Genomic DNA, 25,223 nt, shown 5'->3' with positions numbered 1-25,223 from the left:
GTTCGGAAATCTCGGTTGCGCTGTGCAGAAAACCGAGTTTTATGAGATTGCACTCAGCTACAAGCCTTGAAGCAATGCTCAATATTAAAAGGTGAAAAGTACTAGGCCGAGCCAAATCAGTAGAACCAACAGAAAAAGAAAAACAAAGGTGTCTTTCTCTATGGTGCCGTTGTTCATTTTCAAAGCTAGCCACCCGACACCGACACTGACAGCAAGTGGGATCAGCGCAAGCAGGCTAAACGTTTGTAAAATAATGCACCCTTCCGTGTTCGGCCCGCTTAGACAGGTCTCAGCGGCAACGGCAAACACAAAGAATGCTCCTCCCCCCAAAAACAAAGCAAACAATGATAATAAGATAATGCCGAATTTTTGCATGAAAAAGCCTTTTGGCAGAATATCGGCAACTTATTGGCGCGCCATGGTTCATATTGTCACGATAAAGCAGGCAATCGATGCGCGCAGTCAAGGCTTCCTGCTCTCCATTCAATATCTACCACTTTGGGCTCAAAGCTGCCATTGCCACTCGGCACGTGGCCCCAAAACAAGCACTAAAGGCCCTCGAACTTTCTCGCCTGCCGAGCTGTCCAGCGCACACGCAGATGAAAGCCGTCTTCGTCTTGGGTTTCGTTTTCAACAACGCCTTCCTTAAACAGCCAGGCGCGGTGTTTTCCCTGAGAGAACTCAAGATGCAGGTCTTCTTCGGTGCGCTTTGCATCAAGGGCTGTCGTGATCGCGGCAAAGAGATCTTCCAACCCTTCGCCAGTCACCGCAGAGATCGCGAAAATCTCGTCATCGCGCGCGGCACGCGTGTTCATGGCTTCGCGCCGCTCGTCATCCAGAAGGTCGATTTTGTTCCAGATCTCGAGTTGTTTGGTGCCGGTGCCCACCCCCAAAGAGGTCAGAATGTCTTCCACATCTTTGGCCTGCACTTCTGAATCCGGATGCGCGATGTCACGCACATGCAGGATCAGATCTGCGGCCAGAACTTCTTCCAGCGTGGCGCGGAAAGACGCAACCAGCTCGGTCGGCAAATCCGAAATGAATCCCACCGTATCAGACAGAATAACTTCGGGCCCATCGGGCAAGTGAACGGCCCGCATTGTCGGGTCAAGCGTGGCAAAGAGCATGTCTTTGGCCATCACGTCCGCACCCGTTACATAATTGAAAAGTGTGGACTTTCCGGCGTTGGTGTAGCCAACAAGCGCAACAATGGGAAACGGTACCTTTGCACGGGCCTTGCGGTGCAATTCACGGGTTTTCACCACTTTGGCCAACTGGCGGCGCAGACGCACCAATTGGTCATCAATCGCCCTGCGGTCGGCCTCGATCTGGGTTTCCCCCGGACCACCAACAAACCCCAATCCGCCTCTTTGGCGTTCAAGGTGGGTCCAGGCCCGCACAAGGCGTGTCCTTTGATACGACAGCGCAGCCATTTCAACCTGAAGCACACCCTCACGCGTCCGCGCCCGATCCGAGAAAATCTCGAGGATCAGACCCGTGCGATCCAGAAGTTTGACCTTCCACGCTTTTTCAAGGTTGCGCTGCTGAACAGGTGTGACCGGCCCGTCGATCAAGACCAGTTCGACATCATTGGCCTCGAACAGGCCTTTCAGTTCTTCGATCTTGCCAGACCCGAACAACATGCCGGCATGGGCTTTGGGAAGGCGGACCACGGTTGATCCGACCACTTCGATTTCAGCAAGGGCATCAGCAAGCGAAACGGCCTCTTCCAAAGCGAAAGAGGCCTCGCGGCGCTGATTTGCGCCGTAGATATCGGGATGCAGGACCCATGCACGGGTGACCTGCGCGTCATGCTCCATCAAGAGGCGTCTTCACCTTCATACAGGCTAATGGGTTGGGCCGGCATGATGGTCGAAATAGCATGCTTGTAAACAAGCTGGCTTTGCCCATCACGGCGCAACAGTACACAGAAATTATCAAACCAGGTGATCACGCCCTGAAGTTTCACGCCATTGATCAAAAAGATCGTAACGGGAACTTTGGTTTTGCGAACATGATTGAGAAAAGCATCTTGAAGATTTTGTCGATCCGAAGCCATCACGCGTTTGCCTTTGTTCTTGTTTGGTGCCACGGGTGCAATATTATTGAGTGAGTATGGAGTGCTGTCCTAAGAGTTTCTACCCCAAAAAGTACCTATTTGAAGAACACGCCCTGCCAAGCGCATCATTTGTGCCACAACTCGGGTGACAAAAGTGCGATAATTCCGAGCGTTTCCAACCGCCCAAGCACCATTGCCGCACTCAGAACCAGCTTGATCCACGGACTTTGCGCAATCAGATCAATGGGAGCTTCGCCTGCCACTTGGGTCAGCGGACCTGTCGTTGTCAGCATGGAAATCGCCATGATCAAAGAGTCTTCAAAGCTGGCCCCAAGGCCTGCCAAAATCACGGTAACCACGGCCAGAGAGATCGCGAAGAGCATGAAAAACACCCATGCGATCTGGGCCCCCTGTCGCCGGATGTGGCGCGTGCCGCCCTTGTCCGCTATCACGATGGACGGATGCACAAGGCGCTGCATTTCCCCCAATCCCTGAAGATACAGAACAAATACGCGCAAAAGCTTGACCCCGCCTGCCGTGGTGGCAACACCACCGCCCACAATGGACAGCCCCAGCAAAATCATGCCGGGCGTCGACAGTCCCGACCACCCTTGGGCCGTGACCCATTCGGAACTTTCAAACCCCGTTGTGGTCAGAAAGCTCAGAACCGTAAACATCGCGCCCCATGCGGCGTGCACCGCACCAGCGGCGTTTTGCAGTTCGTCAAACTCATACGCGCCCAACCAGTGACGCATGAACAAAAACAGCGGAATGGCCAGAACGATCAGGATGCCAAGACGAAATTCAGGGTCTGTCCAAAGGTTGTCCCGTTTGACGGCGCCGCTGTCTGCCGAAAAGGTCAGACGGGATAAGGCAAACAACAAGAACAGGAACATGACTACTTCGCCCCCGATTCCGGATTTGGCGTTGGCGACGCCCCCGATCGAGGAAATGCCACTTGTCGACATGACGGACATGGCATGCATCAGACCGGCAAGGCTGTCCTCTCCTAGAACCAGCAGCAACACCCACAACGTCAGTGTCAGACCGACATAGATGGGAAACAGAGCAAACAGACCGCGTTGCCAACGACGCATGGCGCTTACGGTTTCAATCCGGCCCGCGTGTGAGCCCGACTGTCCGGGAGCGAGCCGCGCCGTCACCTCGTATCCGCCCAAGGTGAGCGGCGCAAAAACGGCGACCGCAGCAATCCACATCAACAACCCGCCAAACCAGCCAACAAGACCCCGCCAGAGATGCAATGACGGTGACAATCGGTCAGGATTGTCAAACAGCGTGGCCCCTGTTGTTGTCAGACAGGACACCATTTCGAAATAGGCGTTGAGGAAAGTCGTGGTCGCCAGACCTTCCCAAAAGGGCAATGCAAGAACCAGCGGCAGAACCGTAAACGTCAGAAAAACCGCCACCAGATGGTCCAGCGCGCGCGGACGCTCGCCCGTGTCCGACATGGCAACAGCGATCAGGGAAAAGACAAACAGGGTCAGAATACCACTATAGAAAAAGCTGCGCGCCTCGTGCAGGTCATGCAGCACCCCTGCATAAACCGCAGGGATGAGCATGATCAGACCGGAAAACCCGATCAGCAACAGAAACAGCGGCAATCTGAACAGAGCAAGCAGCATGATATCAGAAGAAGTCTATCGAGACCTGCAACAGGCGCTCGACTTCTGGAACATCACTGGCCAAAGAAAACAGCGCGATAACGTCGCCCTCTTCAATTCGGGTGCCCCCTTTGGGTTTGATGACTTCTTTTCCCTTGAGGATCGCGCCGATCAGCACACCTTCCGGGAAATCCACATCGCGCACCTGTTGGCCCGCAATAGGCGACGTTGACAGAACTTCGGCCTCGATAATTTCGGCCTCGGCATCCCCGATCGAATAGACGTCGCGCACCCGCCCATGGCGGATATGGCGCAGGATCGAGCTCACCGTAGTGGCGCGCGGGTTGATATAGGCATCAATCGACAAAGGGTTCATCAACGGCACCAACGTCGGATCGTTGATCAGCGCAATCGCCATTGGACAGCCGCGTGATTTGGCCCGCACCGAGGCTAGCATGTTGACCTTGTCGTCATCCGTCACCGCGAGAACCGCATCTGCGCGGTCGATCCCGGCTTCGGACAATATCGCGGAATCAAGACCGTCCCCATGCAACACGATTGTGCGTTCCAGCGCTTCGGCGGCCACTTCGGCCACGGCGCGGCTGTTCTCGATCACTTTGGCGCGAATACGGTCGGCGCGTTTCTCAAGCTGCTGTGCAACCATCAGACCGACATTGCCGCCACCGATCAAAATCACGCGTTCTTGTTTTTTCTGATCTTTGCCGAACACTTCCATGGTGCGGTTTGCGTCTTCGGTAAAGGTAAAGACATAGATTTCGTCGCCTACGAAAAGCTGGTCGTTGGGTTCGGGTGCAAACAAGGTGCCTTCGCGGCGCACACCGACAACCACGGCCTTTAGCGTCGAAAACAGGTCGGTCAGCTGTCGCAGAGGCGTGTTCACCACTGGACACTCTTCATCAAGCGTCAAGCCCAGCATCTGCACACGACCATCCAGAAAGGTCTCGGTGTCAAAGGCGGCAGGGGCCGACAGTCGTTTGAGCGCGGCTTCCGCCACTTCGCGTTCGGGGCTGATCACCACGTCGATAGGCATGTGGTCGCGCCGGTAAAGATCGGAATAAATCGCATCCAGATAGGACTGGCTGCGCAAACGCGCGATCTTGCGCGGGATAGCAAAAACCGAGTGGGCCACCTGACAGGTGACCATGTTCACTTCATCGGAATAGGTCGCCGCGATGATCATATCCGCATCGCGCGCGCCCGCCTTGTCCAGAATATCGGGATAGCTTGCGAATCCCGCAATGCCCTGTACGTCCAAGGTATCGGTGGCTCGGCTGACAAGTTCGGGATTGCTGTCAACGACGGTGACGTCGTTCTTTTCGCCAGATAGATGTCGGGCGATCTGCCATCCGACCTGACCGGCACCGCAGATAATGACCTTCATGAGCTTCCTCTGATGGGTTTTCAGAGCCAAGGGATGACAGAAGGCACGCCCGAGGTCAAATACAACCATTGACCCCCCTGCGCATATCGGGCTTTCTTTTGATGCAATATCAGAGAGTTCAGAGATGTCTGCCTTTAAGCGTTCTTTTTGTTGTGCCGTGTTTGCTCTGGTCGTGTTGGGGGGATGTGGTGCGACCACCTATCAGACCTATGCCAAAAACGGAGCCAGCACCGCCGCGGTGTCACGTGACCAGACAGAATGCAGTCTTGAAGCCAACCGTTTGTTTCCCGCCGCAAATTTCCCGACCACCTATCCCAGTGGCGGATATTATGGCACGGGATACTACAACGGCGGCTGGGGGCTTGGGGTCACTTATGTGGGGTCCACTGACGTGAACGCCGGGATGCGAAACGCCCACCGCAACGATTGTATGCGGCTCAAAGGTTATACGCCGGTTGTTTATCCCATTTGCACAAATGATCAGCTTGGCGGAGCCTCATACGCGCCCGCAACCGGTGCACCGGCCCCTGCCCCGAATATTTGCGCTGTCGCACAGAAAGATGCGCGGCCTGTACTGGTCGATTTGTCAAAACCGATCTAACTGTACCTGCGAAGGAGATTGTAATGAGACACGGAATGATCGCGGGACTGGCTGTTTTCGCTCTGGTCGGCTGTACCGAATATTCGCAAATGTACAAAGTTGGCGCCAGCACGACCCAGACAAATGTGGATCAGGCCCAGTGCAACACCTTTGCCGCGCAAACGGTTCCGCCCATGATCATCAACGACTGGATTCCGATCTTTGATTCACGAGGACGGGTCGTCGGGCACCGCGTTGAAACCTATGACGCGAACGAAGGGCGCCGTTATAGCGCGGTCAACAGTTGCATGACGGAACGCGGATACCAGCGCACCACGATCCCGTATTGCAAACCCGAAGACATCAAGGGAAAATCCTTTGCGCCCCTGTCGAACTCTCCTGCCATCACGCCGTCGATCTGTGCGGTGAAACAGGACGGCGGCGGCAAGATTCTGGTTGACCTTACCAAGCCGCTTTAGGCCCGCAGGAAAAGGGGGTTACCCCTCTTCCGAGTTTTGTTTTTCCATCTGGGCGACGCGTGCACCAGCCTTGTTTGTCGTAACAACACCCAGTGATTTCAACTTGCGGTGCAGCGCGCTGCGCTCCATCCCGACAAAATTCGCCGTGCGGCTGATATTGCCGCCAAACCGGTTGATCTGGGTCAGCAGGTATTCGCGTTCGAATGCCTCGCGGGCTTCGCGCAAAGGCAATGTCGCCAGCGCACCGGACAGAACAACGCGTCCTTCGTCCTCGCTGCTTGTCCCCTCGCCGGGAAGTTCCTTGCTTTCGATGGGGCCATTGCCATCGCCAAGAATGAGAACACGTTCGATCAGGTTCTTGAGCTGGCGCACGTTGCCCGGCCACACCATTGTCTGCATCAGGGCGACGGCCTCTTCCGACAACTCGCGCAGAGGCAGGCCTTGTGCGTCATTACATTCGGTAATGAAGTAGCCGGCCAAAAGCGGAATATCTTCGCGGCGTTCTTCCAGCGAAGGCACCTGAATCGGGACCACGTTCAGGCGGTGATACAGTTCCTGACGAAAGGTCTCGGCCTGAATTTCCGCATCAAGATCGCGGCTGGTGGACGAAATCACACGCAGATCAACCCGCACGAGATCGTTGCCGCCCACGCGCTGGAATTTCTGATCCACCAAAACACGCAGGATTTTGGATTGCGTCTCAAGCGGCATGTCCGCAACTTCATCGAAATAGATGACGCCGCCGTTGCCCTGCTCAAGCAGACCTTGATCAATCCCGCGGTCCGCGCTTTCACGGCCAAACAGCATTTCTTCGACACGGTCCGGATCCATGCCCGCGCAGCTGACAACAACAAAGGGCGCAGAGGACCGATTGGAATTGGCGTGGATATAGCGCGCGGCCATTTCCTTGCCGACACCAGCGGGGCCGCTCAACATGACCCGACCGTTGGATTTGGTGACCTTGTCCAACTGTCCGATCATGGTGCGGAAGGATGCGCTTTCCCCGATCATCTCGGTGGGTTTGCCATCCTGTCGCTTCAATTCCTGATTTTCACGACGCAGCCTCGAGGTTTCCATGGCACGGCGGATAACCACCAGCAGCTGATCGATATTGAACGGCTTTTCGATAAAGTCATAAGCGCCTTGCTTGATCGCGGCGACTGCAATTTCGATATTGCCATGCCCCGAGATAATGACCACCGGCACATCCGGATGGTCGCGTTTGACCACCTTCAGAATGTCGATGCCATCCATGTTGCTGTCTTTCAGCCAGATATCGAGGATCAACAAGGCGGGTTCCTCGGAGGTGACCTGATTCATCGCCTCATCAGAATTCCCCGCAAGTCGCGTCGAATAACCCTCGTCTTCCAGAATATCGGAAATGAGCTCGCGAATATCGCGCTCGTCATCCACGATCAGAATATCACCCATGGTCTTGCCCCACCTCGTTCAACGTCACTGTTCCTGTTGCGGCGCACCCATCAGGGGCAGCCGGATCACGGCCATTGCGCCAGCATGTAAACTGTTGCCGAATATCTCGGCGTCTTGCAGAGCAAGGCTTCCGCCATGCTCTTCGATAATCTTTTTGACAATTGGCAGCCCAAGTCCGGTGCCCTTGTCACGTGTTGTCACGTAAGGCTCGAACAGACGGGCCCGATCCTCCGGAAGGCCAATGCCGTTGTCGGATATCCTGATCTCAAGCTGTCGGTCCAACAGTTCGGACACGACCCGTATCGTCGGTTCGTGATCGTCAGGTACGCCCTTTTCCTCTAGGGATTCAATAGCTTCCCCGGCGTTTTTGATGAGATTTGTCAGAGCCTGAGAAATCATGGTCTCGTCAAGCTCGGCCCAGACAGGCCCCTCACAAATGTCACGTTCGAAACGCACGTTCGGCTGGCCGTTTTCCTGCAACAGAATGATCCCTTCCAACGTAGGGATCAGGTCGATCTTGCGCCTGTCCGGTTCCGGCATCCGTGCGAATTTCGAAAACTCGTCGACAATCCGGCGCAGGTCATTTGTCTGGCGCACGATGACATCCGTCATTTGTTCCAGCTTCTCGCGGTCTTCGCCAACCCGCCCTGCAAACTTGCGTTTGATGCGTTCCGCCGACAACTGGATCGGTGTCAGAGGGTTCTTGATCTCGTGTGCGATGCGGCGTGCCACGTCGCCCCATGCGGCCATGCGTTGGGCCGTCACAAGATCCGTGACGTCATCAAACGCCACAACGTATCCTTCAAGCGTGCCGTCTTCCCGGCGACGGGTCGACATGCGCACCAACAGGTTTTCCACGCGCCCGCTGCGGGTGACACGCACCTCTTCCTTTGCAACTTCGCCTGGCCCTTTGGTCAATGCCTCAAACATCGGTCCAAACTCGGGCACCGCCACGGCGATTGCCATGCTTTGGTGATCTTCCGACCAATCCAACAGACGCTCTGCCGACCGGTTCACAAAAGACACTTTGCCAACATCATCCAGACCAACGACGCCCGAAGTGACCGAGCTTAGAACAGAATCAAACATCCGGCGGCGGCGCTCAATCTGGCGTGTGTTGTCCAAAAGCGTCTGGCGCTGGCCTTTCAACTGGCGGGTCATCTGGTTGAAGTACCGGCTGAGCATGGCGATCTCGTCATCGCCGTCTTCTTCGATCACCTGCACATCCAGATCACCGTCACCAACACGCTGGGCCGCACTGGTCAGGCGCCCCACGGGGCGCGCAAGACGTTCGGCGAACCAAAGCCCCATCCAGATCGCCGCAAGGATCAGGATGACCGCAAACCCAAGGTAGATCATGCTGAATTCAAACAGAACGCGCCCACGTTCCTGTTCAAGCTGACGATACAGAATTGCGGTTTCGCGCGTTTCATCCAGCAGGTTGAAAATACTGCCGTCGACCTCGCGGCTGATATACATGAACCGATCAACAAAGGCATCAAGACGCACCAGTGCACGCAGCTCGTGCTGTTCCAGATCGCGAATTGTCGTGCGGCCTTTTTCGCGGGCCTCGGCAATCTGTTCAAGCGTCGGTTTTTCATAGTTGAACAGATAGGACCCTTCGCCCCGCGCGCGAATTTCCCCTGTGCCATCAATGATATAGGCCTCTTTCAGGCCACGCTGCACCTGTGCTTGGGCCGCTGTCAGCAGAACCCGCAAATCACCATCGGTCAGGAAAAAGGTCTGGCGACGGTTGCCGTTCAAGAAATCGGCAAGCGCATCAGCATCCTGATTGAGGTCAAGAACATGCTCTTGCTCATAGGCTTGCGCCGCCGACACAGAGTTTTCGATCACACCACTGACGCGTTCGGAAAACCATCCCTCAAGGCCAATGTTCACGGTAAGCCCTGCGAAGATGGCGACCGTCACGGCCGGAACCAGCGCCAGAATCGCAAAGGCCCCTGTCAGCCTGAGGTGCAACCGCGAGCCGGCGGATTGTTCGCGGCGCGATGCGATCATGCGCACCACACGCTGCGCAACCAGCGCGGTCACCGCCAGAACGTAAACGATATCAGCAAGCAGAATGCCCCGCAGCGCAGGCGAGGAGGCACCCTGATTTGCCGGTCCCAAAATCAGAAAGGTTGCGAGGGCCAGAAACGGCCCCAAACCCACCAAACCCCAAGTGGCAATATTTTGCACACGGCGTTGGCGGCGCAAACGCCGGAACTTGATCCAGTGACTTGTGTTCGCGCGGGAGATCACCCGACACCTCAATTGATTCCGTGCCGTTAAAAGGCACACCGCCATGTTATTTGGCCCATTTCCGCAGATTCTGCGGCAAATCGGCCACGTTATTGTGGCAGTTTTACATCAACTTTCGCCGCCGTGTCACGTGAATATCCAGATCAGTAATTTTTTTACGCAGCGTATTTCGGTTGATCCCCAGCAAATCGGCGCATTTCGCCTGATTACCGCCGGTCGCATCAAGCGCGATTTCAATCAAGGGAAGCTCGATTTCGCGCAGGATACGCCCATAAAGGCCCGCTGGCGGAAGCATGTTCCCGTGCAGATCAAAATACCGGCGCAGATGACGCGCCACAGCCGCAGACAGCTTTTCGGTGTCTTCGCCACCCAACAATGGGCCTACCTGAGGCTGTGCGCCCAATACCGCTTCGGCCTCGGTCAGCGCGATCTCTTCGGCGCGCGCTGTCAGAACAAGGCGTTTCACAGCGTTTTCGAGTTGTCGCACGTTGCCGGGCCAGCTGTAAGCACGGAAAAGCTCGTTCGCGTCTTCGGAGAACACCCGTTGCGGGGCGCCGTCACGTTCGGACCGGCCCAGAAAATGTTCGACCAGCAAAGGGATGTCATCAACACGTTCGCGCAACGACGGGACGTGGATCGTCGCGCCGTTTAAGCGATAGTACAGATCCTGACGGATTTTGCCCTTCTCCATGGCATCCTCGAGGTTCACCTGCGAGGTCGCCATAAAGCGCGGGTTTCCATCGCCGGGATTATCGATCATGCGCACGATACGCGCCTGAACTTCGTCCTCGATGTCGCTGATCTCGTCAAACAACACGGTTCCGCCTTTGGCCTTTGCCAGAACGCGGCTGGGGCCTTCAATGTCGCTCAGGTCTGCGGCATTGACCACAACAAAGGGCAATGTCCGGCGATCCGAAAAGTCGTGAATTTCACGCGCGATCAAAGATTTACCTGTGCCACTTTCACCTGAAATCAAAACCGGAAGATCTGTGTTCATCACACGGGCAACTAGACGATACAGGGCCTGCATCGCGGGGGTGCGCCCCACCAGTGGCAATTCGTCGGGACGGTCATTTTCGGGCTGTGGCGCAGAAGGTGCGCGCCGTTTCTGCTCAAGCGCCTTGCCTGTCCGTTTCATCAGATCAGGCAGATCAAACGGCTTGGGCAGGTAATCATAGGCCTCGGCCTCGGCCGCCTGAATGGCCGTCATGATGGTGTTTTGGGCCGAAATGACGATGACGGGCAAACCGGGACGGTCCTCGGAAATCTTGGGAAGCATTTCCAGCCCGTTGCCATCTGGCATCATCACATCTGTGATCACCACATCGCCTTTCCCTTCGCCCACCCAGCGCATCAACGTGGTCAGTGACGACGTGGCATGCACTTTGCATCCCGCACGCGTGAGCGCCTGTGTCAGAACGGTTCGGATTGTACGATCGTCGTCAGCGACAAGAACGGTGCCGTCCATCGTTAAGTCTCCTTCAGGGTTTTTTCCACGTCTTTGGAAAGACGCGGCAGGGAAATTCGAAACACTGTGCGTCCGGGGACGCTATCTACATTGATCAGACCACCATGGTCCGAGATGATTTTGCTCACCAAGGCAAGGCCAAGACCGGTGCCGTTCTCGCGCCCGGACACAAAGGGATCAAACACGTCTCCTTTGATGTCTTGCGGCAGACCGGGACCGTCGTCCACAACCTCGACCTGTAGCGGAAGAGCCTGTCCGGACCCGTCGGAACGCCGCATTCTGAACGAATGGTCGTAATAGGTTCTCAGGCGGATAGTTCCTTTTTTATCAGCAGCTTCTGATGCGTTTTTCAACAGATTCAGAACCACCTGCAACAGCTGATCCGCATCCCCTTGGGCAAAGGGCAGCGAGGGGTCATAATCTTCATGGAACACCATATGGGCGCCAAATCCGACCATGGCCGACCGGCGCGCGCGGTCCAGCACATCATGCAGGTTCACAGGGTTCTTTTGGGCCGGTGACAGATTGCCGAATTGCTCGACTTGCTCCAACAGCTTCACGATACGGCGGCTCTCCTCGACGATCAGATCCGTCAACTCCAGATCTTCCGGCGCAAGGTTCATCGACAGCAATTGCGCCGCGCCCGTAATTCCGGCGAGCGGGTTTTTGATCTCGTGCGCCAGCATTTCGGCCATGCCGATGGCCGACTTGGCCGAGGACTTCACGCCGCGTGACTGCGTCATACGTCCCGCCAAAGCCCGCGAAGTGATCAGGAACAGCATATAGCCGTCCTTGTCGGCCACGGGGCTGATCTTGAGATTGCCCTGAATGGGCGGTCCGTCCCCTGTCCCGATGTCGGCGTCGTTCACGAACAGAGGCGTGCCATGTTTGCGCGCCCGCAAAAACGCATCTTCCAGCGGGGAATCAACCGCGATCTTGTCCCAGACGGGCACGCCGCGCATGGATTTTGCCGAGGCATTCAAAAACGATTCCGCCGCCGGGTTGATGTCTTCAATCCGGTCCTCGGGATCAACCAGCAAAGCCGGAACCGGCAAGGAATTCCAAAGGGCTGGGGTATCAATTGTCATGCAGCATCTTTCCTGTCTCCACCGCCGGCAAAGGCTTCGGGCAGCATTTTAAGAACCAATTTGGGATCGTTTGCAGTCTGGATAACGCGGCGCATGTCTTTGGCGGTGTTTGCGCCGTCCATGTACCATCCAAGGTGTTTTCGGGCGACTTTGCTTCCAAGTTCCACGCCATAGAACGCAAGCATGTCTTCATAGTGTTTCGCGACCATGTCGGCCAGATCATCACCTTCGGGAATTTCGGGCGCCTGCCCGCCAAAGGTATCCGCCGCAATTTGCGCCAACAGCCAGGGTTTGCCTTGCGCGCCCCGTCCGACCATCACGCCATCCGCGCCAGATTGGTTCATGGCCTGTTGGGCGGTCGCGCTGTCGATGATGTCGCCATTTGCGATCACGGGCACAGATACAGCGCTTTTTACGTCTGCAATCGCGGCCCAGTTCGCACAACCCTTGTAGAACTGGCACCGTGTCCGGCCGTGAATGGTCACCATTTTCACACCGGCCTGCTCTGCCCGTTGGGCGAGCTCGGCGGCATTCAGCATATCATCGTCCCATCCCAGCCGCGTCTTAAGCGTGACCGGCAGGTCAACCGCCTCGACCACGGCCTCGATCAGAGAAACCGCATGATCCAGATCTTTCATCAGGGCCGAGCCTGACGCCCCTGCCCCGGAGGCCGAGGTGACCTTTTTCGCAGGGCACCCCATGTTAATATCAATAAGCGCGGCTCCGTTTGCTTCGACCTGACGGGCGGCTTCTGCCATCCAATAGGCATCCCGCCCCGCGATCTGGACCGAGGTGTTGCTTTTGCCAAATCCAAGCTCGGCCTTTTCACGCACGCCCGCCTTGGCTTGCACCATTTCCTGCGAGGCCACCATTTCAGACACAACAAGCCCCGCCCCAAAGGACGCAACCAGTTCGCGAAACGGCAAATCGGTAATTCCGGCGAGAGGCGCCAGAAACACGGGTGGGTCAAAAGTGAGATGTGCGACTTGAACGGTCACATGCCTAATCCTTGTGCAGTACCTTCGTGCTAACCGACTCAGCGGGTGATCTCAATGAAAGCAGAGGGTCATTTGTATTGGATTTATGCATATGCTTATTTTTTAATCACACTCAATGGGTCATTTGCTACTCTGGGTCGCAGGATTAAAACCACGCTTTCGTTTCCGCTAACAATTCACGCGTGCAAATGCCGCGAGAAAATGCACCTGCTCAGCGCAACATCTTAATTCTTTGATTCAGCTTCCTGCAAAAACGCATTAGACAGTTCCCATGACACATTTGCCCAAGACAGTTGCCGCAGTGATCGTCGCCGCCGGACGCGGCACGCGCGCCGGTGCCGGCATCCCGAAACAGTGGCGCCCCCTTGCCGGTCTGCGCGTCGCCGACTGGGCGATCAAGGCGTTTACGAACCATCCGCAAATTGACCACGTTGTTGTCGTGGTCCATCCGGACGACACCGAATTCACGCAATCTCTGGATGTTGAAACCGTCTCTGGCGGGGCCTCGCGCGACCAATCGGTGCGCGCAGGTCTTGAGGCCCTGGCGGGGCGCGGTTTTGATGCCGTCCTTATCCATGATGTGGCACGGGCGGGTGTCAGCGCAGAGGTTATCACCGACGTTATTGCCGCCCTCGGCCAAAGCGCGGGCGCGGCCCCTGCCCTTGCTGTCACAGATGCACTGTGGCGCGGTCACAACGGCAACGTGTCCGGCACGCAGGACCGCGAGGGGCTGTTTCGAGCCCAGACACCTCAGGGGTTTCGCTTTGAGGATATCCTGTCTGCACACCGCACCCATGCCGGAGGCGCTGCCGATGATGTGGAAGTGGCCCGCGCCGCAGGTCTTGACGTGGCCATCGTGGCAGGCAATGAGGCCAATCTAAAGATCACCACCCCGGGCGACTTTGCCCGCATGGAAAGAATATTGCGAGGACAGATGGACATTCGGCTGGGCAACGGTTTTGACGTACACGCCTTTGAAAACGGCGATCACGTTGTCTTGTGCGGCGTATGCGTCCCCCACACGCATGGGCTCAAAGGGCATTCGGACGCGGACGTTGGCATGCATGCCGTGACAGACGCCATCTATGGCGCCCTTGCCGAAGGAGACATCGGTCGCCACTTCCCGCCCTCCGAGGCCGAATGGAAAGATGCCGACAGCGCCCATTTCCTTGACCATGCTGTCAAACTTGCGACGCAAAAAGGCTTTGCCATTTCAAACGTGGATTGCACATTGATCTGCGAGCGCCCGAAAATCGGCCCGCATGCCGCCGCCATGATGCAGCGCATGTCAGAGATTATGGGACTTGATGCGGATCGTATCAGCGTAAAAGCCACAACAAGCGAGCGTCTTGGATTTACAGGGCGAGAAGAAGGGATCGCGGCAATTGCAACCGCGACACTGGTGAAATCATGAGCAGACTTGTCGCAACCTTTTTCGGCGCGGGGCTGTTGCCTTGGGCGCCGGGCACCTGGGGCTCACTGGCGGCCCTGATCATCGGATGGGGCATTGAACGCTATCTGGGGTTCTGGCCTTTGGTCGTCGCCACCTTGCTGTCGGTCATCATCGGGTTCTGGGCTTGCCGCACCGAGTTGCGCGATAAACCCGGCGACGACCCTTCGGAAATCGTGATCGATGAAGTGGCCGGCATGTGGATTGCGATGCTCTTTCCTGCTGCGGGATTTGCGATGCGGGACATGTCGATGGTCTGGCCCGGCCCGATTGCCGCGTTCCTTTTGTTCCGCCTGTTTGACATCAAGAAACCATGGCTTGTCGGGCGCGCAGATCGCCGCCATGACGCGGACGGCGTGATGCTTGATGACATTTGGGCCGGTATTTTTGCAGGTATCGTCACGCTCATTCTGGCGGCGCTCTATCATGTGGTGCTGATATGACGGTGCTCGCGGTTCAGGTTTTAGAGGCGGCGCGCGCCAAATCCCGTCGCATTGCAACGGCCGAAAGCTGTACCGGCGGCATGGTTTCGGCCGCTTTAACGGATATTGCCGGTTCCTCGGATGTGTTTGATCGCGGGTTTGTCACCTATACCAACACAGCCAAAACCGAAATGCTGGGCGTTCGCGGCGCCACACTCGAAGCGGTTGGCGCGGTCTCGGAAGAGGTCGCCCGTGAAATGGCGCTGGGGGCGCTGGTAAACAGCGACGCACAGATCGCGGTGTCGATAACGGGCATCGCAGGTCCGGGGGGATCAGAATTCAAACCCGAAGGACGCGTCTGTTTTGGCATCGCCACACAGGCCGGATGCCAGACCGAAACCATAGAGTTCGGCGCTTTGGGCCGAGACAAGGTGCGCATCAACGCCTGCGATCACGCCTTGTCTCTTTTGCTTGCTGCGGCCACATCGATGTAAATACGGGCACTGCCCCGCCAGCCGGATTTGCGCGAGGCGACAGGAATCGACCGAAAACACGGCTTTTCCGACAAAATTTTGCAACTGTCCCAAATTTCATCACACACCACTCATTTACGCCTATTATTTAGTCATTTCGCAAAATGCTCTGTTTTTGCGCATCTCAGACCCACATGCATCTATGAATCGCATCTTTCTTCCGCTTTCTGGCGCGAAAAGCATCACTCTTTAGGGAAGGAAGAAAAAATGAACGGAGCGGATACCGCTTGGATCATTGTGGCCACCGCGTTGGTCCTGTTCATGACGTTGCCGGGACTGGCCTTGTTTTACGGCGGTCTTGTTCGTGCCCGAAATGTACTCAGCGTCTTCATGCAAACCTATGCGATTGCCTGTTTGATGAGCATCTTGTGGCTGATGTTCGGATACAGCATTGCCTTTGGCGATGGGGACAGCGGCTATTGGGGCGGGCTGGGCAAAATGTTCCTGATGGGTGTCGATGCAGACAGCCTGTCCGGCACCCTGCCAGAGGTTCTGTTCTTTGCCTTCCAGATGACCTTTGCGATCATCACCCCCGCGCTGATTGTCGGCGCCTATGTTGAGCGGATCGGCTTTGCCTTTGTGCTGGTGTTCTCAGGCCTCTGGATGCTCTTGTGTTATGCACCCGTGGTGCACTGGATCTGGGGCGGTGGATTTCTGGCGGACGGCGGCCTGTTTGGTGAAACCGGCGTCAAAGACTTTGCCGGCGGCATCGTCGTACACGAAACTGCGGGTATTGCGGCCCTCGTGATTGCCGTAGCCCTTGGCCCGCGCAAGCACCGCACAACACCCCCACATGCGCCGTGGATGGTCATGATTGGTGCTGCGATGCTCTGGGTTGGCTGGTTCGGCTTCAACGGCGGCTCGCAGCTTGCTGCAGATGGTGGCGCGGCGATGGCCCTGACCGTAACGCATATCTCAGCTGCGACGGCCTCGCTCAGCTGGGCGCTTTGGGAAAAGGTCAAATACGGCAAAGCGTCTATGGTGGGTCTTGTCACAGGGACAATCGCGGGTCTGGCCTCGATCACCCCTGCCTCGGGGTTTGTGGGTCCAATCGAAGCTCTGATCATTGGTGCAGTTGCGGGCATCCTGTGTCAGGAAGCCGTGAACGTCATCCGCAACATCTTTAACATTGATGATACGCTGGACGTCTTTGCGGTGCACGGTGTTGGCGGCATCTTCGGAACGATCATGATTGCCTTCTTCCCGCTGCTCGGCTTTGAAACCGGTGGCACATGGGCGGCGCAATTGGGTGGTCTGGCCGTGGTGGGTGTCTTTACTCTGGTTGTGACTGTTGTTCTGGTCAAAATCACCGCGGTGATCACGCCGATCCGCGTTGATGAGGAAACCGAAGTCAACGGTCTTGATCTGAGCGTTCACGGTGAACGAGCCTACGACATGAACTCGTAAGACGGGTTTTATGAAAGATCGAAAGGGGCGGGCCGCAAGGGTGCCGCCCCTTTTTCGTAGCCGGGGACAGACGTGCGTTGGGGCGCCTCCGGCGGGAGTATTTGAGAAGAGATGAAGATCAGGACGCGATCAACTGGCCCATGTCGCGTGCGGAAGCGAAGGTGTTGATCGCCTGCCAGAGCGTTTGCGCTTTGTCCACTCCAATCAAAGCGCTGGCTTTGGTCAGCAGGCGCGTTTCGCGATCACTCAGGGCGATGGGCGCATTGAGGTCATGTGCAGTGTTCAGTGACTGCCCGTTGGTGAGCGTGAGGGTCACTTCTGCCTGCGTTTCGGACAGGCTGTCATCGGCGGTGACCGACACCTTGTTGCGCAGCGCAACCAGTTCAGGATCGGCACAGAGCGCGTCGGAATAGCTGTCGAGCGCAGCCGTTGAATGGCCGGTTAGCGCCATGGCGGTCACCATACGATATGAGAATTTGGCCCCCAAGCCGGTTGTCGGGTCGGGCTGATTGCACACGGTCATCCAGCGGGGGTGCGTGGTGATGTGAATTGAGGCAATATCCGCGACCGCGGGGCGGTTCATGTTGGCCAGTGCTTCAAGCGTGGCATGCAGGCCGTGACAACAAGCGTGAAACTTGTGGCTGATCGTGTCAAACAACCATCTGTCCCCCACCCCGTCGAGCGCGCTTTCGACCGCCTGACCGGCATGTGTGGGCCCAAACCCCTGAGCGCATTCAAGTGCATCCGGATTGGGTTCGAACCCGCGCTGCACCAGCAAAGCTGCCTCGACACCGTTTGTTGCCGCGATACCGGCGTTATAGGGTTTGCCCATGGTGCCGAATTGCGATTTCAGCCCCGACGCGCGTGTGGCCACGAGCCCGAGACAGGCAGCTGTCTGATCTGGCGTGAACCCCAGCAGGCGCGCACAGGCGACAGCGGCCCCAAAAGCTCCGGCGGTGCCCGTCTGGTGAAATCCGGTTTGATAGTGGTCCCGCCCCAGCCAGACACCCACCCGTATCGAGGTTTCTATCCCGATCAGGGCCGCAGCCTGCAAGGCAGTACCTTCAGTGTTGTCGGCTTCGCCCACAGCCAAGGCCGCAGACAGAACCGCAACACTCGGGTGCCCGATATGGGCAAAGTGGGTGTCATCATAATCAAGCGCGTGGCTGGCTGCCCCGTTGACCAAAGCCGCAGCGCGTGCCGGAATGGCCTGTGGTGCGCCAAACACATGCGCCTGTGCCACGCCTTCCTCGGCAAGCGCCATGTCGCGGGTTATGGTCGCCACGGGTTCGTCCCGCCCGGCAATGCCGCAGGCTGCCCAGTCCAGCATGGAAAGCCGAAGCATTTGAAGGGTCTCGGGGGGAATCGTGGCGGCATCCACCCCGACGACAAAATCGGACAGCTTTTGCGTGATCATACGGCGCTCCTGTGTCTTGCAAGACAGTGCCGCGGCACGGTCCTACCCATAAAGATCTTTGGCGCGATCTTCGAAAGCCCGGACGATTCGATGCATCGCCTCGTTGAACACCACCCCGATTACCTTTTGAAGGATGGCATTCTTGAACTCGAAATCGACAAAGAATGCAACTTCGCAGCCGCCATCGATATCTTTGAAGTCCCAGGTCGACTTCAAGAATTTGAACGGGCCATCCAGATATTCCGTATCGATGCTTCTGGCCGAGTCTTTCAAGACAACACGGCTTCCAAAGCGTTCACGGAACACTTTGAATGAGATCACAAGGTCGGCCAGCATCACGCGCTGTGCGTCCTCGGGCGTGACCGAGCGGATGCGCGCGGCGGCACACCACGGCAGAAATTTGGGATAGGAGGCGACATCAGCCACCAGATCATACATCTGCTGGGCCGAGTACGGCAAAGTGCGGGTTTCAGAGTGGGTCGGCATGTCGCCCCATTTTCGCGTGACAGTGGCCGCTCATTTCGTATGCTGCGCACGAAAAATCAAGAGGGTCTCATGTCAGAGCGTCCATATGTCATCGATCAGATGATCTCGGCCAAGTCCATTGCAGCGCGTATTGAAACGCTTAGCAGTGAGATTTCAAACGAATATGCAGGCACCAACAAGCTGGTTGTTGTGGGACTTTTGCGCGGGTCATTTGTCTTTATCGCCGATCTTGTGCGTGAACTCGATCTGCCGGTCGAGGTCGATTTCCTTGAGGCGTCCTCTTATGGAAACGCTATGGAAAGCAGTCGAGAAGTGCGTATTCTCAAAGACTTGCGCGGCGAAATTGAAGGGCGAGATGTTCTTGTTGTCGAGGATATTGTCGACACCGGCCACACCCTCAGCCACGTGTTGCGTCTTTTGAAATCACGCAAGCCGGCCAAGCTGCACACCATTGCCCTTTTGGACAAACCTTCGCGCCGCGAGGCCGACATCAAGGCCGACTGGATCGGCTTTTCCATTCCGGATGAATTTGTTGTGGGTTACGGAATCGATTTCGCCCAACGCAATCGCAACCTGCCCTTTATCGGCAAGGTCCGGTTCACAGAATGAGTTTTCGCCACCTCATCCGCATGTCCCGATGGGCGCGTAATCCCCCATCTGAAAAAATGGTGATTTTCGTTTTTTCAGTAATAGCGATTTGTTTTGTTCTATTTGCCATCGAACGGTGGATCGGATGGCCGGACTGGCTTGTCCCCAACAACATGGGGCGCACGCGCTTTTGAAGGAATATTCTTTGAGCGTAGCCCAACAGGCCGATTGAAACCAAAGGTGTACTGGACACCCTTGGCGACGCAAACAAACATCTAAACTATATGGCCCTCGTCGGGCAGGCTCAGGCCTGTCCCAGCTTTGCGTTGCGCGCGCTGCGCAGTTTCGCGAAATCGTCGCCCGCATGATAAGACGACCGGGTCAGTGGTGTGGCAGAGACCATGAGGAAGCCCTTGCCATAGGCGGCCTTATCATAAGACGCGAATTCTTCAGGCGTCACAAAACGATCCACACCGTGGTGTTTTGGCGTTGGTTGCAGATACTGACCGATGGTCAGGAAATCCACGTCCGCCGCCCGCATGTCATCCATGACCTGCTTGACCGATTGCTGGTCTTCTCCAAGACCGACCATAATGCCCGACTTGGTGAAAATAGAGGGATCAAGCTCTTTCACGCGCTGTAAAAGACGCAGCGAATGGAAATACCGCGCGCCCGGGCGCACAGTGGGATAAAGGCCCGGCACCGTTTCCAGATTGTGGTTGAACACATCCGGTTTGGCGTCGACCACCACTTTCAGCACCGAGTCGTCGCACTTTAGAAAGTCAGGGGTCAGGATTTCGATTGTGGTTTTGGGCGAGCGGTGACGCACCGCGCGAATGGTCTGGGCGAAATGCTCAGCCCCGCCATCCTCGAGATCATCGCGGTCCACAGAGGTGATAACCACGTGGTTCAGGCCCAGTTTTTGCACCGCATCCGCAACACGGCCAGGCTCGAACGTGTCCAGAGCGTTGGGACGGCCGGTGGCAATATTACAGAAGGTACATCCACGGGTACAGATTTCGCCCATGATCATCATGGTCGCGTGGCCCTGACTCCAGCATTCGCCGGCGTTTGGGCATCCCGCTTCTTCACAAACCGTGACCAGCTTGTTGTCACGCATGATCTTTTTCGTGGCATTATACCCGTCGCCCGTGGGGGCTTTGACGCGAATCCAGCTTGGCTTGCGCGGCTGGGCGTTGTCGGGTCGGTGCGCCTTTTCGGGGTGGCGCTGTTCGGGGACTTTCAGATCACGCACGGTCTTTCCCTTGGGTAAACATGGTTTCCGTCTTCTAAGCATAACCTGCTCGCACAGTAAGTACCAGCAGTGCATGGCCGCTATGCAATTGCGCCTGTTTCTGCGCCATTGGCACGCCCGCAATCGCAATTTTTCCAATCGCTTGACCTGCCGCATTGAACCCAACTTAGAATCATTTTAAGTGCCTGTTCGATTGAAAATTTCTGATGAGGAATCTCCCATGCATGCAGGCATCAAAGTCCCCGCAGTGACCTTTAAAACACGCGTCCGTGACGAAGCAGTTGGCGGCCCGAACCCGTTCCGCTGGCAGGATATGACCTCGGACGACTATTTCGCGAACAAACGGGTCATCCTGTTCTCGCTGCCCGGCGCGTTCACACCAACCTGTTCTACGTACCAACTGCCCGGTTTCGAAAAAATGGCCGCAGAATTTGGCGATATGGGCATCGATGCAATCTACTGCATGTCCGTCAATGACAGCTTTGTCATGAACAAATGGGCCGAGTCGCAAAACCTTGAAAACGTCTCGGTGATCCCAGACGGTTCTGGTGAATTCACTCGCAAGATCGGCATGCTGGTCGCCAAAGACAACCTTGGTTTTGGTGACCGTTCGTGGCGTTACGCCGCCATCGTCAACAATGGCGTAATCGAAGCATGGTTCGAAGAGCCCGGCCTCGAAGACAACCACGGCGAAGACCCTTATGGCGTTTCTTCTCCTGAAAACCTGATGGACCACCTCAAGGCGTCCAAGGCTGAAGTCGCCTAATCAGGCTGACTTTGATCGATTTTCGGCCCGCGCGTCCAGCGCGGGCCGTTTTTTTGTTTCTACTTCTTTAACGATACCCACCGTAGAGTGATGACAGCCCCGCAAAGCGCGGCTTGGCCCAACATGAAGTTATGCCGTCAGGCATTGATGAATGGCGGGAGTATTTCGAAAAGAAGGCGGCGCGTATGTTTCAACGCACCGCCCCTTCGCTCGCTGTTGGCTCAAAACTTCAAGCGAAAACCCTTCAGAGGGCCCTAACCTATCATATGCTCTACAGCCCCTGCTTGTGAACGATAATATTCATTCAACCTTATTAACGCGATCCTGAGGACAATTTTCCCCGACCGTGCGGACCATCCCAGGTGCTTTTCGGCGGTTTCCAAACCTTCCAGAAAACAGCAACAGCGCAATGTGACATCCGCCAGCCCTTCACCGAGTTCCGACAAGGCATCCGCCAGACGTTTTCGTGCCGCGCCACTGACGCCGCTGACGCCCGAATCCGGCACATACTGCCATCCCGCGTTGCCTTGCAGGAAACTGTCCCAATTCGGTGACGGGCCGGAATTCATTTGTGCAATTTCATAATCTTCCCGGAGCCGCTCGCCCGCCGCAACAAGGGTTTCGCTTAGAAATTTACTTCCGTCTTTGTCACGGCGGCGGGCCAGCGCCACAAGCGGGCTGTCTGCTGCTGAAAACCGCCCTGCCATGGATCGGCCGGGCATGCCGTCGATCGCCTCGCCCAAATGGGGGTTGGCAAAAACGGCTTGGGATTCGGCAAAACCCTGCGCCTGGTTTTCCATGCGGGCGATCATCTGGTTCAACGCCACCCGCCCTGTCGCCGTGATGGCATATCGTGAAATGCGGCCCGGATTGGGGCAGACAATCCAGTCTTTGAGCGCCATGGCTTGTGCGATTTCTTTGTCGACCACGGCGGTGCGCGCCGTTGCCCCTTCGCATTCACGGACCACAACGGCCTTTTCCATGTCTCGCGCCACGGCCAGAACCGCGCCGGTTTCACACAAGCGGCGCAGAATGCGATGCGCCTCCTGATCCAGGATTTGATCTTCGGGAAGCATTTCTGTTTTGTGTGCCGATGCCATCTGTCGGGTCTCCTTGATCTTACGAGGGCTTGGCTGGGATACATAGTTGCTGGAAAGACGGTCCAATGCGTGATCGACAAGTGGATCATCCCGACGCGTTTCCAGTTTGCGAATTTGACGAAGGACCGTAGATGCGTGACACGCGGAATCCCGCGCGATTTCACGAATAGACTGACCGCCTTCAGTGTGGGCAAGGTAATGCACCACTGAATCCGGCACCCACGTCGGCAATAGCCTCTGCTGCATGTCAGGGGTCATTCTGTGCCCTCCGCCTGCCTGCGAACCCCGAACAGAGAGGTTCGGATTTCCACAAATTTTCATCAAATTAGACGGGATTTGTTACCCAGCTGTTAATATTCCCGCGACAATCCCATCATTGTTTCCAAATCATGAACAGTTGCAAAATCTAGCGCGCGGGTAAAGTGGCGCACACGCAACACCCTTTTAGGTTGTGCGATAAAAATCGCGTCAATCAAGCGAGGTTTGTAAAATGAAAGATATTCTGAACCAATTGCAGGATCTGCGCCGCCCACGTCTTTTGATCCGCGCAGCCCGTCATGGCGTTGACAACTATCGACGCGAGCGCGACTTGCCCCGGCATATCAAATCCGGAGCACTGCCAAGAAGCGGGGCATCTTTATTCAAGCTGATGGAGATAGAAGCGATGGAAAATGCGCGACGTCTTGGCGGCGAGGCCGAATACAATCTGGTCGCGCATGTGGATGTATTGATCGCAATACTGGGCGAGGCACGCATTCTACGCGCCTCGCGCCATGAAGCCGGCCAGATTACATAAATGAATCGGGCATGGATTCCTTTTTCTGAGCGACATAGGCGTTCAGAGCGTCTTCGATTGCGGGATCAAGAGCAGGCTTTTGGTAGGTGCCCAGCAATTGGTCCACACGGTTGGTGGCCAATTGATAGGTGTCGCGCGCGCCCTCTTCTTCCCATGTCTCAAACGGCTTGTAATCCAACAGATCGGATTTCCAGAACGCCGTTTTGAAATGTGCCTGCGTGTGAGCACACCCAAGATAGTGCCCGCCCGGTCCCACTTCGCGAATGGCATCCATCGCCTGAGAGTCCGCATCGACCGGCACACCTTTGGCCATCGCATGCAGGGTGCCCAGCTGGTCGGCATCCATCACGAATTTTTCAAAGTCGGCCACAAGACCACCTTCAAGCCATCCGCACGAGTGCAACATGAAGTTCACACCGGACATCAGACCCATGTTCAACGAGTTTGCGGTTTCATATGCCGCCTGCGCATCCGGTAGCTTTGAGCCACAGAACGATCCTGATGACCGGAATGGCAGTTTCAGACGTCGTGCCAGCTGACCCGCGCCATAGGTCACAAGCGAGGCTTCTGGCGTGCCAAAGGTTGGCGCGCCCGAGTTCATGTCGATCGAAGACACAAAGGCACCAAAGATGGCAGGGGCGCCGGGACGCACGAGCTGGCTATAGGCAACGCCTGCCAGAACTTCGGCCAAGACCTGTGTCAATGTGCCGGCCACAGAAACGGGGGCCATCGCGCCACCGACAATAAAGGGCGAAATGATGCAGGCCTGATTGTTCTGGGCGTAGACTTCCAGTGATCCCATCATCACATCATCAAACGTCATTGGCGAGTTGATGTTGGTCAAGGAGGTCATCACGGTGTTCTGCTGAACAAAATCCTTACCAAACAGGATTTCGCACATCTCGACCGAATCCTGCGCGCGGCTTGGTTCTGTTACCGAGCCCATAAAGGGTTTGTCAGACAGGGTCATATGCGCCAGCAGCATGTCGAGGTGGCGCTTGTTCACCGGAATGTCGGTCGGTTCGCACACTGTGCCGCCCGAGTGGTGCAACCACTTTGACATATAGGCCAGTTTCACGAACTTGTTGAAATCACCCATTGTCGCGTAGCGACGTCCACCCTTTGCGTCGCGCACAAAAGGAGGGCCATAAACAGGCGCCAAAACAAGGTTACGTCCGCCAATTTCGACAGAGCGTTCAGGATTGCGCGCGTGTTGGGTGAATTGCGACGGCGCGGTTTTGATCAACTCGCGTGCCAGACCACGTGGAATGTGGACGCGTTCGCCTCTGACATCGGCACCGGCGTTCCGCCACCGTTCCAAAGCTGCCGGATTATCCACGAAATTGACGCCAACCTCTTCCAGAATGGTTTCGGCATTGTATTCGATGATCTCGAGCGCTTCTTCGTTAAGAACCTCGAAATTCGGGATATTACGTTCGATGTACTTTGCAGTTTCGAAAGACACGGCTCCCCGTTCAGCGCGGCGGGCAGCCCCCCCGCCTCCACGAGTCCGACGGCGCGTTCTGGCTTCTGTCATCTCAATTCCTCACCCAAAGGCGTTGCGTTTCTCTTTTGGTTTTAGGACGCAGAAACAAAGCGGCGACGAAGGATAAC

At 56.3% G+C, this 25,223-nt stretch carries 24 protein-coding genes; 9 read left to right on the top strand and 15 right to left on the bottom strand.

The window, feature by feature from the left end:
• Positions 1 to 84 precede the first annotated feature (84 nt).
• The 5 genes from PH7735_RS07700 to trkA form a co-directional block, all read right to left on the bottom strand.
• Positions 85 to 375 carry a hypothetical protein gene (locus PH7735_RS07700; RefSeq protein WP_058310680.1) on the bottom strand — a complete coding sequence of 97 codons (291 nt, stop codon included), beginning with the start codon at positions 373 to 375 and terminating at the stop codon, positions 85 to 87.
• A gap of 173 nt (positions 376 to 548) precedes the next feature.
• A complete protein-coding gene (hflX, locus tag PH7735_RS07695; protein WP_058310679.1) occupies positions 549 to 1,820 on the bottom strand; it encodes a GTPase HflX in 1,272 nt (423 codons plus the stop codon).
• Positions 1,820 to 2,059 (bottom strand): RNA chaperone Hfq, encoded by a 240-nt coding sequence (gene hfq, locus PH7735_RS07690; protein WP_008204623.1) that lies wholly within the window; start codon positions 2,057 to 2,059, stop codon positions 1,820 to 1,822. Before hfq ends, hflX begins: the two co-directional genes overlap by 1 nt.
• A gap of 125 nt (positions 2,060 to 2,184) precedes the next feature.
• On the bottom strand, positions 2,185 to 3,702 hold the full coding sequence (locus tag PH7735_RS07685; RefSeq protein ID WP_058310678.1) for a TrkH family potassium uptake protein: 1,518 nt from the start codon (positions 3,700 to 3,702) through the stop codon (positions 2,185 to 2,187).
• A 4-nt stretch (positions 3,703 to 3,706) separates the two neighbouring features.
• Positions 3,707 to 5,083, bottom strand: coding sequence for a Trk system potassium transporter TrkA (trkA, locus tag PH7735_RS07680; RefSeq protein ID WP_058310677.1), 1,377 nt, complete (start codon positions 5,081 to 5,083; stop codon positions 3,707 to 3,709).
• 124 nt (positions 5,084 to 5,207) lie between these two features.
• Between trkA and PH7735_RS07675 the strand changes: the two genes are divergently transcribed.
• Positions 5,208 to 5,684: a hypothetical protein gene (locus PH7735_RS07675; protein ID WP_058310676.1), complete on the top strand. Its 477-nt coding sequence runs from the start codon at positions 5,208 to 5,210 to the stop codon at positions 5,682 to 5,684.
• A 23-nt stretch (positions 5,685 to 5,707) separates the two neighbouring features.
• Complete coding sequence (locus PH7735_RS07670; protein WP_145865281.1) at positions 5,708 to 6,142, top strand: hypothetical protein; 435 nt, start codon at positions 5,708 to 5,710, stop codon at positions 6,140 to 6,142.
• A gap of 18 nt (positions 6,143 to 6,160) precedes the next feature.
• On the opposite strand, the gene ntrX is transcribed toward PH7735_RS07670, so the two are convergent.
• From ntrX to dusB, 5 genes are all read right to left on the bottom strand, one after another.
• Complete coding sequence (gene ntrX / locus PH7735_RS07665) at positions 6,161 to 7,573, bottom strand: nitrogen assimilation response regulator NtrX (RefSeq protein ID WP_058310674.1); 1,413 nt, start codon at positions 7,571 to 7,573, stop codon at positions 6,161 to 6,163.
• 24 nt (positions 7,574 to 7,597) lie between these two features.
• Entirely contained in the window at positions 7,598 to 9,835 is a 2,238-nt protein-coding gene (locus PH7735_RS07660) for a sensor histidine kinase NtrY-like (RefSeq protein WP_058310673.1), read from the bottom strand.
• Between the two features lie 103 nt (positions 9,836 to 9,938).
• Positions 9,939 to 11,303, bottom strand: a complete 1,365-nt coding sequence (locus PH7735_RS07655; protein ID WP_058310672.1) for a response regulator — start codon at positions 11,301 to 11,303, stop codon at positions 9,939 to 9,941.
• A gap of 2 nt (positions 11,304 to 11,305) precedes the next feature.
• Positions 11,306 to 12,391 (bottom strand): two-component system sensor histidine kinase NtrB, encoded by a 1,086-nt coding sequence (locus PH7735_RS07650; protein WP_058310671.1) that lies wholly within the window; start codon positions 12,389 to 12,391, stop codon positions 11,306 to 11,308.
• A complete protein-coding gene (gene dusB, locus PH7735_RS07645) occupies positions 12,388 to 13,389 on the bottom strand; it encodes a tRNA dihydrouridine synthase DusB (protein ID WP_058310670.1) in 1,002 nt (333 codons plus the stop codon). The genes PH7735_RS07650 and dusB overlap by 4 nt, the downstream gene beginning before the upstream one ends.
• Positions 13,390 to 13,660: 271 nt before the next feature.
• Here dusB and PH7735_RS07640 point away from each other — a divergent pair, with 271 nt between their 5' ends.
• From PH7735_RS07640 to PH7735_RS07625, 4 genes are all read left to right on the top strand, one after another.
• Positions 13,661 to 14,803, top strand: a complete 1,143-nt coding sequence (locus tag PH7735_RS07640) for a bifunctional 2-C-methyl-D-erythritol 4-phosphate cytidylyltransferase/2-C-methyl-D-erythritol 2,4-cyclodiphosphate synthase (protein WP_058310669.1) — start codon at positions 13,661 to 13,663, stop codon at positions 14,801 to 14,803.
• Positions 14,800 to 15,282, top strand: coding sequence for a phosphatidylglycerophosphatase A family protein (locus tag PH7735_RS07635; RefSeq protein ID WP_058310668.1), 483 nt, complete (start codon positions 14,800 to 14,802; stop codon positions 15,280 to 15,282). Before PH7735_RS07640 ends, PH7735_RS07635 begins: the two co-directional genes overlap by 4 nt.
• On the top strand, positions 15,279 to 15,755 hold the full coding sequence (locus tag PH7735_RS07630) for a CinA family protein (protein WP_058310667.1): 477 nt from the start codon (positions 15,279 to 15,281) through the stop codon (positions 15,753 to 15,755). The genes PH7735_RS07635 and PH7735_RS07630 overlap by 4 nt, the downstream gene beginning before the upstream one ends.
• 246 nt (positions 15,756 to 16,001) lie before the next feature.
• Positions 16,002 to 17,201, top strand: coding sequence for an ammonium transporter (locus PH7735_RS07625; RefSeq protein WP_058310666.1), 1,200 nt, complete (start codon positions 16,002 to 16,004; stop codon positions 17,199 to 17,201).
• A 118-nt stretch (positions 17,202 to 17,319) separates the two neighbouring features.
• On the opposite strand, the gene PH7735_RS07620 is transcribed toward PH7735_RS07625, so the two are convergent.
• Entirely contained in the window at positions 17,320 to 18,618 is a 1,299-nt protein-coding gene (locus PH7735_RS07620) for an MmgE/PrpD family protein (protein ID WP_058310665.1), read from the bottom strand.
• A gap of 42 nt (positions 18,619 to 18,660) precedes the next feature.
• Complete coding sequence (locus PH7735_RS07615) at positions 18,661 to 19,104, bottom strand: type II toxin-antitoxin system RatA family toxin (RefSeq protein ID WP_058310664.1); 444 nt, start codon at positions 19,102 to 19,104, stop codon at positions 18,661 to 18,663.
• 69 nt (positions 19,105 to 19,173) lie between these two features.
• Here PH7735_RS07615 and hpt point away from each other — a divergent pair, with 69 nt between their 5' ends.
• Positions 19,174 to 19,713, top strand: coding sequence for a hypoxanthine phosphoribosyltransferase (hpt, locus tag PH7735_RS07610; protein WP_058311193.1), 540 nt, complete (start codon positions 19,174 to 19,176; stop codon positions 19,711 to 19,713).
• Between the two features lie 283 nt (positions 19,714 to 19,996).
• Here hpt and lipA read toward each other — a convergent pair whose 3' ends face one another.
• Positions 19,997 to 20,947 carry a lipoyl synthase gene (gene lipA / locus PH7735_RS07600; RefSeq protein WP_058310662.1) on the bottom strand — a complete coding sequence of 317 codons (951 nt, stop codon included), beginning with the start codon at positions 20,945 to 20,947 and terminating at the stop codon, positions 19,997 to 19,999.
• A gap of 220 nt (positions 20,948 to 21,167) precedes the next feature.
• Between lipA and PH7735_RS07595 the strand changes: the two genes are divergently transcribed.
• Positions 21,168 to 21,713 carry a peroxiredoxin gene (locus PH7735_RS07595; RefSeq protein ID WP_058310661.1) on the top strand — a complete coding sequence of 182 codons (546 nt, stop codon included), beginning with the start codon at positions 21,168 to 21,170 and terminating at the stop codon, positions 21,711 to 21,713.
• A gap of 254 nt (positions 21,714 to 21,967) precedes the next feature.
• Here PH7735_RS07595 and PH7735_RS07590 read toward each other — a convergent pair whose 3' ends face one another.
• Positions 21,968 to 23,071 (bottom strand): DUF6456 domain-containing protein, encoded by a 1,104-nt coding sequence (locus PH7735_RS07590; protein ID WP_058310660.1) that lies wholly within the window; start codon positions 23,069 to 23,071, stop codon positions 21,968 to 21,970.
• Between the two features lie 232 nt (positions 23,072 to 23,303).
• On the opposite strand from PH7735_RS07590, the gene PH7735_RS07585 reads away from it, so the two are divergent.
• The gene (locus tag PH7735_RS07585; RefSeq protein WP_058310659.1) at positions 23,304 to 23,609 is read left to right on the top strand and encodes a DUF6477 family protein; all 306 of its coding nucleotides are present in this window, start codon (positions 23,304 to 23,306) and stop codon (positions 23,607 to 23,609) included.
• On the opposite strand, the gene PH7735_RS07580 is transcribed toward PH7735_RS07585, so the two are convergent.
• A complete protein-coding gene (locus PH7735_RS07580; RefSeq protein ID WP_058310658.1) occupies positions 23,602 to 25,146 on the bottom strand; it encodes a trimethylamine methyltransferase family protein in 1,545 nt (514 codons plus the stop codon). The two genes, PH7735_RS07585 and PH7735_RS07580, sit on opposite strands and share 8 nt — an antisense overlap.
• Between the last annotated feature and the right edge of the window lie 77 nt (positions 25,147 to 25,223).

Origin of the sequence: Shimia thalassica, from assembly GCF_001458215.1 — a bacterium.
Lineage (GTDB): Bacteria > Pseudomonadota > Alphaproteobacteria > Rhodobacterales > Rhodobacteraceae > Shimia > Shimia thalassica.
The sequence above is the reverse complement of the archived record's forward strand: the minus strand, read 5'-3'. Positions and strand labels throughout refer to the sequence as shown.

Coding starts and splice junctions, on each gene's coding strand:
- PH7735_RS07700 (WP_058310680.1), bottom strand. CDS start 375: ATGCAAAAATTCGGCATTATCTTATTATCATTGTTTGCTTTGTTTTTG.
- hflX (WP_058310679.1), bottom strand. CDS start 1,820: ATGGAGCATGACGCGCAGGTCACCCGTGCATGGGTCCTGCATCCCGAT.
- hfq (WP_008204623.1), bottom strand. CDS start 2,059: ATGGCTTCGGATCGACAAAATCTTCAAGATGCTTTTCTCAATCATGTT.
- PH7735_RS07685 (WP_058310678.1), bottom strand. CDS start 3,702: ATGCTGCTTGCTCTGTTCAGATTGCCGCTGTTTCTGTTGCTGATCGGG.
- trkA (WP_058310677.1), bottom strand. CDS start 5,083: ATGAAGGTCATTATCTGCGGTGCCGGTCAGGTCGGATGGCAGATCGCC.
- PH7735_RS07675 (WP_058310676.1), top strand. CDS start 5,208: ATGTCTGCCTTTAAGCGTTCTTTTTGTTGTGCCGTGTTTGCTCTGGTC.
- PH7735_RS07670 (WP_145865281.1), top strand. CDS start 5,708: ATGAGACACGGAATGATCGCGGGACTGGCTGTTTTCGCTCTGGTCGGC.
- ntrX (WP_058310674.1), bottom strand. CDS start 7,573: ATGGGTGATATTCTGATCGTGGATGACGAGCGCGATATTCGCGAGCTC.
- PH7735_RS07655 (WP_058310672.1), bottom strand. CDS start 11,303: ATGGACGGCACCGTTCTTGTCGCTGACGACGATCGTACAATCCGAACC.
- PH7735_RS07650 (WP_058310671.1), bottom strand. CDS start 12,391: ATGACAATTGATACCCCAGCCCTTTGGAATTCCTTGCCGGTTCCGGCT.
- PH7735_RS07640 (WP_058310669.1), top strand. CDS start 13,661: ATGACACATTTGCCCAAGACAGTTGCCGCAGTGATCGTCGCCGCCGGA.
- PH7735_RS07635 (WP_058310668.1), top strand. CDS start 14,800: ATGAGCAGACTTGTCGCAACCTTTTTCGGCGCGGGGCTGTTGCCTTGG.
- PH7735_RS07630 (WP_058310667.1), top strand. CDS start 15,279: ATGACGGTGCTCGCGGTTCAGGTTTTAGAGGCGGCGCGCGCCAAATCC.
- PH7735_RS07625 (WP_058310666.1), top strand. CDS start 16,002: ATGAACGGAGCGGATACCGCTTGGATCATTGTGGCCACCGCGTTGGTC.
- PH7735_RS07620 (WP_058310665.1), bottom strand. CDS start 18,618: ATGATCACGCAAAAGCTGTCCGATTTTGTCGTCGGGGTGGATGCCGCC.
- PH7735_RS07615 (WP_058310664.1), bottom strand. CDS start 19,104: ATGCCGACCCACTCTGAAACCCGCACTTTGCCGTACTCGGCCCAGCAG.
- hpt (WP_058311193.1), top strand. CDS start 19,174: ATGTCAGAGCGTCCATATGTCATCGATCAGATGATCTCGGCCAAGTCC.
- PH7735_RS07595 (WP_058310661.1), top strand. CDS start 21,168: ATGCATGCAGGCATCAAAGTCCCCGCAGTGACCTTTAAAACACGCGTC.
- PH7735_RS07590 (WP_058310660.1), bottom strand. CDS start 23,071: ATGACCCCTGACATGCAGCAGAGGCTATTGCCGACGTGGGTGCCGGAT.
- PH7735_RS07585 (WP_058310659.1), top strand. CDS start 23,304: ATGAAAGATATTCTGAACCAATTGCAGGATCTGCGCCGCCCACGTCTT.
- PH7735_RS07580 (WP_058310658.1), bottom strand. CDS start 25,146: ATGACAGAAGCCAGAACGCGCCGTCGGACTCGTGGAGGCGGGGGGGCT.